Consider the following 12,845-nt stretch of genomic DNA (forward strand, 5'->3'; position numbering starts at 1 on the left):
CCGACATGAGCACAACCCCGGGTCACAGATACACCACGCTAACGGACGCAACCCCGGTGCGACAGAAGGCCGCGGAATTATAACAATGTACCCGGTTCACAACAGCGGCACTCATGGCCTTAACGATAAAGCCCCTAGCTGGTTTAGTACAGACATTCCAACTCTTAGCCTGTGGAAGTGGCAATAATGCCAAGAAATAGCTTTGACCTCCAAGCCGTGGCCCTTCATTTGGCCAGGATCCTCGAGGATGATGTACCAAGTTGTCACCGAATCACAGACGCACGCAGGGGGGCACTGCCCAAGTTCAAAGGCGTAGCTGCGTGGTTAGATGAGTTCTTATACATTGTCATCGAGGTAGAGACTCCTAAAGGCACGGCTTTAACCGGGTTTGAGACCTTGTTTTACCCCGAGGGAACCTTCGGAGCGGATTCGGTTGAATTCGAGAACGCACTCGACTTATGGCAGTACGAACTTGCTGGCATCTTTTATGCCGAAGAACTCGACTATGCAGATCCCACGCGCATTAATTGGTTCAAGACTCAACCTGGAAAACTCCTACCCAATACCTTGGATGAGTTGAAAGCAATCTCCAATAAAAGGCCTCAAGTGTGGGTACGCCCCTAGCACGACTAGCCTAGTGCCTTATGAAACACACCCGCGCCATGGCCACCCTCGCCCGCTCGTGGCGGCTGCTGCGGTCCTTCCGTTTTGAACAGACCCGCCCGGACATCTTCTACGGCGGGCTGGCAGAAGACACCGCGCGGCTCGTCAGCGCCTTGGTGTGCGATGTCGGGCCGAGCACTGCGCGTGCGCTTGACGACGCCCCCTCCTTGGCAGGAACCCGCGTGCTCGACGTCGGCGGCGGTCCAGGCTACTTTGCCCAGGCCTTTGCCCGGCGCGGCGCCCAGTATTTCGGCGTTGAGCCCGACGCCGGGGAGATGGCCGCCGCCGGGATCTCCGTGTCCAACGCGGTGCGCGGCGACGGCACCCAGCTGCCCTTTGCGGATTCCACCTTCGACGTCACCTACTCCTCCAACGTGGCCGAGCACATCCCCCAGCCCTGGGCCATGGCAGAAGAGATGCTGCGGGTGACCAAGCCGGGTGGGCTGGTGATAGTCAGCTACACCGTGTGGCTGGGGCCCTTCGGCGGCCACGAGACCGGCCTGTGGGAGCACTATGTGGGCGGGGCCTTCGCCCGGGACCGCTATACCCGACGCCACGGCCACTCACCCAAGAACGTGTTTGGCACCTCGCTCTTCGCGCTCTCCGCCGCCGCCGGCCTGCGCTGGGCCGCGAAGACTGACACCCAGAACGCTAAGCTGCTCGCCGCCTTCCCGCGCTACCACCCGCGGTGGGCATGGTGGGTGGTACGCGTGCCGGTGCTGCGGGAGTTTCTCACCTCGAACTTGGTGCTGGTGCTGCGGGCCTAAGCACCAATAGGTTTGCTGCTTTAGGACGCCCTGGGGCTGTATCGGCTGAGATCCACCGTGCTCATGCACTGATCCCGCACGCGCTCATCATGGGTAACCACAACCACCGCGGCCCCACGCTCAGCTTGTTCCCGAAGCAACGACATCACGCGATCAGCATTGTGCTTATCTAACGAAGCCGTCGGCTCATCGGCCAGGATTAGTCGCGGTTGTCGCACGAGAATGCGAGCAAACGACACACGCTGTTGCTCACCACCACTGAGAGAAAAGACCTTCTCCTTTCCACGTCCGCCCAGGCCCACCTTTTCTAGAGCCTGATCACCCACATCTGCGCGAGCGCTTCGAGGGGTCCGCGGTGGCATCGCTACTGAGACGTTCTGTTCCACCGAATCCGTATCGATAAGAGCAAAATCCTGGAAAAGGTAACTGAGCGTCGAGCGGCGCAACTTACGCGCTTGACGTTGAGACATGGTCGCGATGTCCGTACCGAACAGGTGCAGGCTTCCCTGGCTCAAGGAATCCAAAAGACCAAAGCAGTTCAACAGAGTGGTCTTTCCACACCCGGATGGGCCGGTCACAGCCACTATCTGACCAGGGGAGACATCGGCATCTACGCCTTCCCACAAGACACGGTCTCCTATCCGATAAACACCGCCACGCATGCTGATGACATTGTCACTCATGGTTGTCCTCACTTCCTACTTCCAGCACGTTGAGCCCCCAAGGTCATCGTCACAATCGACATCACGGCGACTATGATGACCAGCACTCCCGAACACCACATCGCCTCCGGCGACACCTCCAAGCGCGCGACGACAGCAGGAGACACACTCGAGTCACTCATCAGCGCACGGGCTTGGCCACCTTTGTTCCACAAATACGCCATGGTGATCGCGCAAATGAGAAGGTCAGCTACCCACATACCGCGATAAGCCCGCCACAGCGGAAGCCCAAGAAAGCGATACACTCTGAGTCGCTGGGCATAGAGCCGTCGGTAAAGAAGGCCCGCTATGACAGCGAGAATGAGTGCGAGGACTCCAGCACCGACCGAACCGAGAGCAAACGCGTAGGCATCAGTATGCAATGCCCTGTTGCCTTGTGCCCAGGCCACAGATGCCGGAATTGACTTGAGCACAAAATTCCGAAGATCTGGTTCCTCACGCAACTCTTGTGGCACGGATCCCAAGAACCCCGCGCTCTTTTGCGTCAAAGCTGCGACGATTGCCCTATCCTCAGGAAGCTGATCATCGGGGTACACGGTAATAATGGGTTCTGTACTCCAGAGCTTTTCTCCCCATCCATCACTACTCATTTGCCAGGTAGCGACCTCTGCCCCGTCTTCTTCGAGGACGGTGATGGGACAGTCTTTACCACAAGAAATATCCCTGGGCAGCTTCTCAGGTGATAGCTGACTTGAAGCTGGGACGTACATCCTTGGCCTTGTAGGCGGGTGTTCCCGCAACTGCTGAGCCAGCGCACCCTCGGTGGAACGCAGCGCCGCAGTGAGATTAAAAGAGATCACGTCTCGTCCCGCCCCGCCGAGCTCGCTTGACATGCTTGGACTAAATTGCGAGTAATGGAACTGACCACGTGCGGAGGCCTTCCTAGCCACATCAGCGAGGTGCCGCGTGGAATCCTCGATTCCCTTTTCGTCACGGGCCCCGAAGAGCTCAACGAGATTGAGATCGTTTGCCCCACTCCAAAAATCACGCACAGGCCCCTGCTCGCGTATCTCGGAAACATGGTTGAGTGCAGGCGCAATAAGGCTGGCAGCTGCGACGCACGGGATCAGTTTCACAACAGCAATGCTGACAGCAGTGGCCTTAAGGGGCAGCTTTCCTTTGATTCTTTCACTAAGGCGCAGTCGCCGCCCTGCCCACGCGGTTATCAAGAAGCTCAGCACCATAACCGTCAAGAGCGGCACTAGGAAGATGAAAGAATACCGAGCGATAACCAAAGCTACGCGCGGAGAGACCATGCACGCGACGAAGACGAGAGCCACAAGAGCAACGAGTACAGCGATGAAAAGAGGAGCCGCGTAGGTCCGCGCTAGCTCACGACCAAAAATACTTAGGGATGATCGTCCCATGAGCTCCCAGATGGCGTAGTCCCGAGTACGGGCGATGGCCCCCGCACAGACAACAACGGCACACACGGTAAACACCAGCCCATAAATCCCGGCGAGAGCAGTTCCATTAAAAAGGAAGCTCCATTCAAGATTGTCCAGTTCGAAGTACTGCGCCCCCTGTGTATCGAGGACACTCTCCACAGAGCGCTGAAAGTCCTCGTTTCCAGAAAGCTGAAGCATCTGCCGAGAGTCATCTAGGTCAGTCAGTGCGTGAACAGCAGTATGCTTCCCAGGCGCAATGTGGTTGTACCAGTTGCTGGGAAACTTGCCCGCGGCATACACATCCGTATGCTCAGGCTGTTCTACCACGACAGCGATACGCTCGCCTGCCGCATTGGCCGTAGCGTTTAGCTGCCTAAGAATTGCGTTGTCATTGTTCGCCGTCGCCGCCACGTTAAGGAACGTACCGGTTTCTCTGACTGACTCCGCCTGCACCTGTGTACTGGCCCAATATCCCATGAAACATGCCGCAAAGACTGCGCATACGGCAAGCACCTTCTGGGAAAGACCAACACCTTCTTTCAGCACTCCATAGCTCCTTAAACAAAAATGCAAGAGCCCTACTCCGAGCTCTTGCACAGTCTCCTCTCCTTCTACTGAGCAGCGGCAATTCCTGCAGTTTTACGCCGAATTTCCCTCCCCAAACGTATGACTCTTACTGTCCACATCTATGGACGACCTCAGGATATAAATTGAACATATTGCCGTAAATGGCCACCCCCGGGGATAAACATAGCAAAAACAAATTGTTTATGCAGGAAGTGGCGGAGAAAATTACGCGCCTAGAAAAATAAAATGACCTTTCGTGCACCCCCACCGGCGCGCAGCTGAGACATGACAAAGCCCCCGCCACAACCGGTGCGTGGCGGGGGCTGCGTGTGAGGCGCGACGTCGGCAAGAGCGTAGCGCCGGTGCGCTGCTTAGGCGTTCTCGATGCGCTGCTTGAGCGCCTTGAACTGCTCCCATACCTCGGAGGGGACGCGGGAGCCGAGGAAGGTCAGGTATTCCTCGTTGTCCTCGATGTCACCGGCCCAATCGGAGGGGTTGACGGCCAGGGCGGCGCGCACGTCCTCGATGTCGAAGTCCAGGCCGGTCAGGTCGATGTCCTCGGCGCGGGCGGTGTGGCCCACGACGGTCTTCTCAGCCTCGACGTTGCCCTCGATGCGGTCAACAATCCACTTGAGCACGCGGGAGTTCTCACCGAAGCCCGGCCACAGGAAGCGGCCATCCTCGCCGCGGCGGAACCAGTTAACCAGGAAGATGGACGGCATGCGCTCGCCGCCCTTCTCACCCATGTCAATCCAGTGCTGCAGGTAATCGCCGGCGTTGTAGCCCATGAAGGGCAGCATGGCCATCGGGTCGTGGCGCAGGGTGCCCACCTTGCCCTCAGCGGCGGCGGTCTGGCCGGAGGAGAGCAGCGAGCCAATCATGGTGCCGTGGTTCCAGTCAAAGGCCTGGGTGACCAGCGGGACGGTGTCCGGGCGGCGGCCGCCGAAGAGGATGGCGTCGATCTTGACGCCCTTCCAATCGTCGAACTCCGGTGCAGCGGTGGGGCACTGGGAGATCGGCACGCAGTAGCGGGAGTTCGGGTGCGCGGCCTTGGTGGTGGACTCCGGGGTCCAGTCGTTGCCGCGCCAGTCGATGAGGTGAGTCGGGGCCTCGCCCATCTCCTCCCACCAGACGTCGCCGTCATCGGTAAGCGCCACGTTGGTGAACAGGGTGTTACCCGGCTCCATGGTCTTCATGGCAATCGGGTTGGAATCGTAGTTGGTGCCCGGCGCCACGCCGAAGAAGCCGTTCTCCGGGTTGACGGCGTAGAGGCCGTCCTCACGCAGGTGCATCCACGCAATGTCATCGCCCACCACCTCGGCGGTCCAGCCCTCGATGGTCGGGGTGATCATGGCCAGGTTGGTCTTGCCGCAGGCGGACGGGAAAGCCGCAGCCACGTGGTACTTCTTGCCCTCCGGGTTGGTGAGCTTGAGGATGAGCATGTGCTCAGCCATCCAGCCCTCCTCCTTAGCCATGACGGAGGCGATGCGCAGCGCGTAGCACTTCTTGGCCAGGATGGCGTTGCCGCCGTAGCCGGAGCCGTAGGACCAGATCTCCTTGGTCTCCGGGAACTGGGTGATGTACTTGGTGTCGTTGCAGGGCCAGGCGACGTCCTCCTGGCCCGGCTCCAGCGGGGCGCCCACGGAGTGCAGGGCGTGGACGAAGTTGCCCTCGGCGCCGATCTTCTCCAGCGCCTGCGCACCCATGCGGGTCATGATGCGCATGGACAGCACCACGTAGGCGGAGTCAGTCAGCTGCACGCCGAGCTTCGGATCCGGGTCACTAATGGGGCCCATGCAGAAGGGAACCACGTACATGGTGCGGCCCTTCATGGAGCCGCGGAAGGCCTCGGTCATCTCCTCCTTCATCGCTGCCGGCGGGGCCCAGTTGTTGGTGGGGCCGGCGTCCTCTGCCTCCTCGGTGCAGATGAAGGTGCGGGACTCAACGCGGGCGACGTCAGAGGGGTTGGAACGAGCCAAGAAGGAGTTCGGGCGCTTCTCCTCATTGAGCTTGATCAGCGTGCCCTTCTCCACCAGCTCGGCGGCGAGACGGTCAGCTTCCTCCTGCGAACCGTCGACAAAGACCACCCGATCCGGCTGGAAGAGCTCAACATTCTCGCTAATCCACTTAATGAGCTTTTCGTTGCTCGTGGGCAGTTCACCGACGAGGCCCTTAATGGTGGCGGTCATTTATCAATTCTCCTGGGGATATTCACGGGAGCCTTGCGGCGTCCCTGCGAGTGCCGACAGGGCAGACATGTCCCTAACAGCTCGGTCACCTCAAGGGTAACCCCCGTTGTGGCGTTCATAGCGCTTCTTAGGCCCAAAAGAGCATTCTCCGGTTATATCCACCCCGTTCACCACAACGTAATCGAACGTTTGACAGTGTGATATTTGGCATATGTCCCGCACCCATCCCCTCAAATGGGGTTAAATCGGGTGTGCACTGTGACCTCCCCGTCACCCGCCGCCCTACCCCCTACTCACCCATTCCGGTTATATCCAGGGCCCGCGGAGGGCGGCGCACGCCCATCGAATCGGCGCGCCACTTTGGTGCTGGCGCAGGTTAAGGGAACAATGTAGAGCAATGAATACTGAAAAAGTAACCCCCACCCCGGCCGCAGAGATGCCCCACGGCCGCCCCCTCCAGACGGATTTCAACGCCGTCTTTGACAATGACTTGGACTACCCGCGCCTGGGCAACGTCACCTTCCGCCGCGGCACCCTCACCGAGAACCAGAACGCGCTCTTCGAGGAGCACTGGCCCCGCCTCGGCCGTGTGCTGGCCAACGAGCGCATCGACATCAACGAGTGGTTCGGCCGCAGCGGCGCCAAGACCATCGTGGAGATCGGCTCCGGCACCGGCACCTCCACCGCGGCGATGGCCCCGCTGGAGGCGGACACCAACATCATCGCCGTCGAGCTCTACAAGCCCGGCCTGGCCAAGCTGCTCGGCGCCGTGGTGCGCGAGGACATCGAGAACATCCGCATGATCCGCGGCGACGGCATCGAGGTCCTCGTGCGCATGTTCGCGCCGGAATCCCTCGACGGCATCCGCGTCTTCTTCCCGGATCCCTGGCCCAAGGCCCGCCACCACAAGCGCCGCATCATCCAGTCCGGCACGCTCAACCTCTTCGCCTCCCGCCTGAAGAAAGGCGGCGTCCTGCACGTGGCCACCGACCACGCCGACTACGCAGAATGGATCACCGAGCTCGTCCACGTCGAGCCCACCCTGGAGTTCAAGGGCTGGCCCTGGCCGGAGTGCCCACAGCTCACCGACCGCCAAGTCATCACCAAGTTCGAGGGCAAGGGCCTGGACAAGGACCACGTCATCACCGAGTTCCTGTGGGAGAAGAAATAAATGTCCGGCACCTACCTGCTGATCTGGGACGCGCCCAACATGGACATGGGGCTCGGCTCCATCCTGGGCGGGCGCCCCACCGCCGCGCACCGGCCGCGCTTTGACGCCATCGGCCGCTGGGTGGCCGAGCTCGCTGCGGACAACGACGCCGAGCCCGAGGCCGCCGTCTTCACCAACGTCTCCCCCGGCAGCGCCGACGTCATCCGCCCCTGGGTGGAGGCCATCCGCAACGTCGGCTTCGCGGTCTTTGCCAAGCCAAAGCTGCACGATGACGACGACGTCGATCCCGACATGCTCGCCCACATCGAGGCCAGCCGCGATCACCTCTCCGGGCTCATCGTCGCCTCCGCCGACGGCCAGAACTTCCAGGCCACCCTCGAGGAGCTGGCCAGCGAAGGCCTGCCCGTGTGCGTGCTGGGCTTCCACGAGCACGCCTCCTGGGCGGTGACCCACCCGGAGATCGAGTTCGTGGACCTCGAAGACATCGAGGGCGTGTTCCGCGAGCCGCTGCCGCGCGTTAACCTGGACAACCTGCCCGAGGGCGGCGCCTGGTTGCAGCCCTTCCGCTCGCTCAAGGCACTGCTTGAGCGCTAACTGCCAGAAGGAGAAGACATGTTCTACGCCTGGGGCCGTTTTTCCTATGCCCACCGCAAGGCCGTCCCCCTCGTCATCGTGGGGCTGATCCTGCTGCTCTTCTTCGGCTTCGGCACCCGCCTGGGTGACCGCATGAGCCAGGAGGGCTGGGAGGACCCGAATGCGGCGTCGACCAGCGCGGCGCAGATCGAAGCCGAGACCTTCGGGCGCGACAATTCCGGCGACGTCATTCTCCTCTTCGAGAACCCCGACGCCCACGCCGAGGAGGCCGCCGCCTTCCTCGCCGATCTCAAGGCGCAGCACCCCGAGCAGATCGACCACGTCACCAGTTACTTCGACTCCAAGAACCCCGACCTGGTCAACGAGGATCACTCGCTCGCCTTCGCCGCCATCGGCCTCAAGGGCGACCAAGAACAAACGCTTAAGGACTTCCGTACCATCCAGGACTCGCTGGAAAGCTCCGGGCTGCCGGTGAAGATCGGCGGCGCCACCGCGGTGGCCGACGCCCTCGACGCCGGCATGGCCAACGACATCTCCCGCGCGGAGAAGGCAGCCCTGCCGCTGGTGGGCCTGCTGCTGCTCATCGTCTTCGGCTCGGTCGTGGCCGCGGCGATGCCGCTGGTGGTCGGCGGCCTTTCTATCCTCGGCTCGCTGGGCATCCTCTCCGTGCTGGCCGGCTTCCTGCAGGTCAACGTCTTCGCCCAGGCGGTGGTCACGCTGCTGGGCCTGGGCCTGGCCATCGACTACGGCCTCTTCATGGTCTCGCGCTTCCGCGAGGAGCTGGACAAGGGCCGTTCCGCCCCCGAGGCCGTGGCCATTACCACCGCCACCGCCGGGCAGACCGTGGTCTTTTCCGCCGGCATGGTCGCCGTGGCCATCTCCGGGCTCTTCCTCTTCCCGCAGGCCTTCCTCAAGTCCGTGGCCTACGGCTCCATCTCGGCCGTCGGCCTGGCCGCACTGCTCTCCGTGACGGTGCTGCCAGCGCTGTTTGGCCTGCTGGGCAAGAACATCGATAAGTGGACCGTGCGCCGCACCTCGCGGCGCGCCCGCCGCCTGGAAGACACCTGGTGGTACCGCCTACCGCGCTGGGCCATGCGCCGCGCCGGCATCATCACCGTGGGCCTGTGCGGCCTGCTCATCGCGCTGACCCTGCCGGTGCTCGGCGTGAAGTTCGGCGGTATCAACGAGACCTACCTGCCGCCGAGCCACGAGACCCGCGTGGCTCAGGACGAGTTCAACGAGAACTTCCCCTCCTTCCGCACCGAGCCGGTCAAGCTCGTGGTGAAGAACGCGACCAACCAGCAGCTTGTCGACGTCGTCCTGCAAGCCCGCAACATCGAAGGCCTCACCGAGCCCATGGGCCCGAAGACCGCCACCCAGGACGGCACCACGGTGCTCGGCGCCGGCATCCAGGACCGCGAGGACTACGCGCGCATCGTCCACGAGCTGGAGAACCTCGACGCGCCCGAAGGCGTGGAGCTCTACGTGGGCGGCACCCCAGCCATGGAGGTCGAGTCCCTCGACGCGCTCTTCAAGACCCTGCCGTGGATGGCGCTCTACGTGGTGGTGGTGACCTTCCTGCTCATGGCGCTGGTCTTCGGCTCCTTCGTCCTGCCGGTGAAGGCCATCCTCATGACGCTGCTCTCCCTGGGCACCACCCTGGGCATCCTCACGCTCATGTTCGTCGACGGCCTCGGCTCCGGCGCACTCAACTTCTCCCCCGGCCCGCTCATGAGCCCGATCCTGGTGCTCATCATCGCGATTGTCTTTGGTCTGTCCACGGACTACGAGGTCTTCCTGGTCTCGCGCATGGTGGAGGCCCGCCGCAACGGCGAGTCCACAGATCACGCCATCGCCGCGGGCACCGCGCACACCGGCGGCATCATCACCGCCGCCGCGCTCATCATGATCGTGGTGGCCGGGGCCTTCGGCTTCTCCGACATCGTCATGATGAAGTACATTGCCTTCGGCATGATTTTTGCCCTGCTTATCGACGCCACCATCGTGCGCATGCTGCTCGTGCCCGCCGTCATGCACCTGCTGCGCGAAGACAACTGGTGGGCCCCGGGCTTCATCCATCGTGCCTCCGAGCGGCTCACCCGCGGCGCCGCGCCAGGTGAGGACTCCACGGGTGCCGGCGCTGCAGACCCTGACGCTGCAGCCGATCACGAGGGGGCTGTTGACAATGAGGAGGGCGCGGCCAAGCGGAGCGTCGCCGTGCGCGGCAACCGCAGCGCCGACACCGACGACGAGCTCATCCCCTTCACTGAGCTGCTCAAGCGCATCAACAGCTCGGGTGATCGATGAAAAAGAACTGGATCACGTGGATTCTTTCGCTGTTCATCCTCGCCGCGCTGGTGTGGTTCTTCCGCGATAGGTTGGACTTCATCGGCGACGGCCTGCGCCGCCTGCGCCACGCCGAGCCCTTCCCGGTAGCGCTGGTCATCCTCTTCGCCTTCGGCTCCATCGCCGGCATGGCCGAGGTCATGCGCAGGCTCATCGCCGCGGGCAAGGTCGAGGTCCCCCTCCGGGAGACCTACGCCATCACGCTGGCCTCCAATGCGTGGTCCACCACGCTGCCGGCCGGGCCGGCCTTCGCGGCCGTGCTTACCTTCCAGGTGCAGCGTCGCTGGGGTGCCTCGGTGGCGCTGTGCAGCTACTTTCTCTTCCTCTCCTCGGTGGTCAGCTCGATGTTCCTCGCGCTCATCGGGGTGGCGGGGGTCTTCTTCCTCAACGCCGATATGGCACTGGGCTCGCTGATCACCACCACCGTGCTCATGCTGGCGGCCATGGGGGCGATCTTCTGGGCAACCTCCCACCCCGGCACCATCGAGCAATGGCTGCGCGGCTTCAAGCCCGGCACGATTCGCGACCGCGCCATCAAGGAAGTGCGCAACCTCGACGAGGTCCATCTCTCCCGGAAGTCGTTTGCCGGGGTGGCGGGCGCCTCGCTGGTGCACAGGCTCTTCGACATGCTCGCCCTGTGGGCCTCCGTGTGGGCCGTGACCGGGGAGATCCCCTGGCTGCGCGCCGGCCAGGACCACACCACCATGGCTGGGGTGGCGCTGGCCTTTCTGGCCGCCAAGCTGGCCGGCTCCGCCCAGGTCACCCCCGGCGGCCTGGGCACGGTGGAGGCCGCGCTCATCGCCCCGCTGGTGGCCACCGGGCTCACCGCCGTGCACGCGACGTCCGCGGCAATCATCTACCGGCTTATTTCCTTTGCCCTGGTGACTATCATTGGATGGGTCATTTACTTTGCCCACTACGCCCGCGACGGCTTCTCCTACGCCGCGCTCAGCCGAAAGGATCTTTAAAAGGTGCGCATCCTCATCGACATTCTTGCCCTGGCCGTCTTCGCCGTGCTGGCCCGCCTGGCCCACGGCGGGCTGTCTTTGAGCACCTGGGTGGATGCCTTCTGGCCCTGGGCCGTGGGCGCGCTGCTGGGCTGGGCCATCGTCACCGCCACCCGCGTGCAGGGCCGCTGGCGCGAGGGCCTCGTGGTGTGGGCCAGCGCCATCATCGGCGGCATGGTGCTGTGGGCACTGGTCAACGGCCGCCTGCCCCACTGGAGCTTCCTCCTGGTGGCCACCACGATGTCCGCCCTGCTGCTCTTTGGCTGGCGCGGCATCGAGGCGCTTGCTTCTCGACGTTCCTAGCCCCCAGTTGCGGGCCGTCGGGGCCCGGTTTATGGTGTGGGCATGAATTTGGGGGAAATTCTCGGGGCACTCGCGCACGGCATGCGCATCATCGAGGCCAGCGCCGGCCACACCGAAGAACAACTCACCGCCATGGGCGCTAGCCGCGAACTCGCCCGCGACCTCCACCGCCTCCACACCACCTACTTCGGGCCCACCGCCTACACCCGCAAACAACGAGGCGCCCGAACCACCACCCACGACCTCGAAACCCTACGCACCATCGAAGGCTACGCCCGCCGCCTCAACAACCAACTCCACGCCTGGCACCTGCGCGCAGAACTCTGCGCCACCCCACCAGCTAACATCCGCCACCGAGCACTCCAACTCCTACGCGAACTCCGCCCCACCCGCGACATCACCCCAGGTATTAAAACCATCCGCCGCAACCGTGGCCCCCACAGCATCGTCATCACCGACACCCCACGCCGCATCGCCGACATCCACTCCGCCATCACCGCCACCGCCCGCACCAACAACACCGACGACGACAGCAACACCACAGAACCCACCACGCTGACACCCAACGCCCAAGACATGCTCGCCGCCGCCCACACCATCCTCACCCGCGGCGGGGCCGGCGCACCCGTACTCCACAGCAACGTCATCGTCCGCCTAGAGCAATTCGCCCAGATCACCCGCGGCGAAGGCAACGACATCCTGCTCCCCACCACCGACGGCGGCACCATCACCGGCGCAGAATTCATCCAACGCAAACTCCACGACATCGGCTACATCACCCTCGTCCACCCCACCGAAGGACCCGTCGACCTCTACGACACCAGCCGCTTCGCCAGCAACAAACAACGCATCATGCTGGCTGCCGAACACCCCAAATGCGCCTGGTTCGGCTGCCACAAACCCGCCGACGAATGCCAAACCCACCACATCCACCGCTGGCAAGACGGCGGAGCAACCAACATCGCCAACCTGGTACCCCTATGCAAGTACCACAACGCCATCAACGACGACGACCCCACCAAACCCACCGGCCGCGGCCGCATCCACCGCATCAACGGCCGCATCCACTGGCAACCACCCCACGGCGGGCCACCCATCCCCATCCCCAGCCCCGCACACCCCACATAA

General features: G+C 63.0%; 11 protein-coding genes. 8 read left to right on the forward strand and 3 right to left on the reverse strand.

Annotated features, from left to right (window positions below; genetic code table 11):
* The first annotated feature begins 177 nt into the window (after positions 1-177).
* Entirely contained in the window at positions 178-624 is a 447-nt protein-coding gene (locus Q4E25_RS11265) for a hypothetical protein (RefSeq protein WP_303157175.1), read from the forward strand.
* Positions 625-644: 20 nt separating this feature from the next.
* Positions 645-1,430: a class I SAM-dependent methyltransferase gene (locus Q4E25_RS11270; protein WP_303157177.1), complete on the forward strand. Its 786-nt coding sequence runs from the start codon at positions 645-647 to the stop codon at positions 1,428-1,430.
* Positions 1,431-1,450: 20 nt separating this feature from the next.
* Here Q4E25_RS11270 and Q4E25_RS11275 read toward each other — a convergent pair whose 3' ends face one another.
* The 3 genes from Q4E25_RS11275 to Q4E25_RS11285 all read right to left on the reverse strand — a co-directional run bounded on the left by Q4E25_RS11275 (position 1,451) and on the right by Q4E25_RS11285 (position 6,296).
* Positions 1,451-2,113, reverse strand: a complete 663-nt coding sequence (locus Q4E25_RS11275) for an ABC transporter ATP-binding protein (RefSeq protein WP_303157180.1) — start codon at positions 2,111-2,113, stop codon at positions 1,451-1,453.
* Between the two features lie 8 nt (positions 2,114-2,121).
* Positions 2,122-4,086: a hypothetical protein gene (locus Q4E25_RS11280; protein ID WP_303157183.1), complete on the reverse strand. Its 1,965-nt coding sequence runs from the start codon at positions 4,084-4,086 to the stop codon at positions 2,122-2,124.
* Between the two features lie 392 nt (positions 4,087-4,478).
* A complete protein-coding gene (locus Q4E25_RS11285; protein ID WP_303157185.1) occupies positions 4,479-6,296 on the reverse strand; it encodes a phosphoenolpyruvate carboxykinase (GTP) in 1,818 nt (605 codons plus the stop codon).
* Positions 6,297-6,693: 397 nt separating this feature from the next.
* Between Q4E25_RS11285 and trmB the strand changes: the two genes are divergently transcribed.
* The 6 genes from trmB to Q4E25_RS11315 are packed head-to-tail and all read left to right on the forward strand — an operon-like array spanning position 6,694 to position 12,845.
* Positions 6,694-7,467: a tRNA (guanosine(46)-N7)-methyltransferase TrmB gene (trmB, locus tag Q4E25_RS11290; RefSeq protein ID WP_303157187.1), complete on the forward strand. Its 774-nt coding sequence runs from the start codon at positions 6,694-6,696 to the stop codon at positions 7,465-7,467.
* Entirely contained in the window at positions 7,468-8,061 is a 594-nt protein-coding gene (locus Q4E25_RS11295) for an NYN domain-containing protein (RefSeq protein ID WP_303157189.1), read from the forward strand.
* Between the two features lie 18 nt (positions 8,062-8,079).
* Positions 8,080-10,368 carry an MMPL family transporter gene (locus Q4E25_RS11300; RefSeq protein WP_303157191.1) on the forward strand — a complete coding sequence of 763 codons (2,289 nt, stop codon included), beginning with the start codon at positions 8,080-8,082 and terminating at the stop codon, positions 10,366-10,368.
* The gene (locus tag Q4E25_RS11305) at positions 10,365-11,375 is read left to right on the forward strand and encodes a YbhN family protein (RefSeq protein ID WP_303157193.1); all 1,011 of its coding nucleotides are present in this window, start codon (positions 10,365-10,367) and stop codon (positions 11,373-11,375) included. Before Q4E25_RS11300 ends, Q4E25_RS11305 begins: the two co-directional genes overlap by 4 nt.
* 3 nt (positions 11,376-11,378) lie before the next feature.
* Complete coding sequence (locus Q4E25_RS11310) at positions 11,379-11,717, forward strand: DUF3054 domain-containing protein (protein ID WP_303157195.1); 339 nt, start codon at positions 11,379-11,381, stop codon at positions 11,715-11,717.
* 42 nt (positions 11,718-11,759) lie between these two features.
* Positions 11,760-12,845: an HNH endonuclease signature motif containing protein gene (locus Q4E25_RS11315; RefSeq protein ID WP_303157197.1), complete on the forward strand. Its 1,086-nt coding sequence runs from the start codon at positions 11,760-11,762 to the stop codon at positions 12,843-12,845.

This window comes from Corynebacterium sp. (assembly GCF_030532325.1).
In the GTDB taxonomy this organism is placed as follows: Bacteria; Actinomycetota; Actinomycetes; order Mycobacteriales; family Mycobacteriaceae; genus Corynebacterium.

Coding starts and splice junctions, on each gene's coding strand:
- Q4E25_RS11270 (WP_303157177.1), top strand. CDS start 645: ATGAAACACACCCGCGCCATGGCCACCCTCGCCCGCTCGTGGCGGCTG.
- Q4E25_RS11305 (WP_303157193.1), top strand. CDS start 10,365: ATGAAAAAGAACTGGATCACGTGGATTCTTTCGCTGTTCATCCTCGCC.
- Q4E25_RS11275 (WP_303157180.1), bottom strand. CDS start 2,113: ATGAGTGACAATGTCATCAGCATGCGTGGCGGTGTTTATCGGATAGGA.
- Q4E25_RS11300 (WP_303157191.1), top strand. CDS start 8,080: ATGTTCTACGCCTGGGGCCGTTTTTCCTATGCCCACCGCAAGGCCGTC.
- Q4E25_RS11285 (WP_303157185.1), bottom strand. CDS start 6,296: ATGACCGCCACCATTAAGGGCCTCGTCGGTGAACTGCCCACGAGCAAC.
- trmB (WP_303157187.1), top strand. CDS start 6,694: ATGAATACTGAAAAAGTAACCCCCACCCCGGCCGCAGAGATGCCCCAC.
- Q4E25_RS11315 (WP_303157197.1), top strand. CDS start 11,760: ATGAATTTGGGGGAAATTCTCGGGGCACTCGCGCACGGCATGCGCATC.
- Q4E25_RS11295 (WP_303157189.1), top strand. CDS start 7,468: ATGTCCGGCACCTACCTGCTGATCTGGGACGCGCCCAACATGGACATG.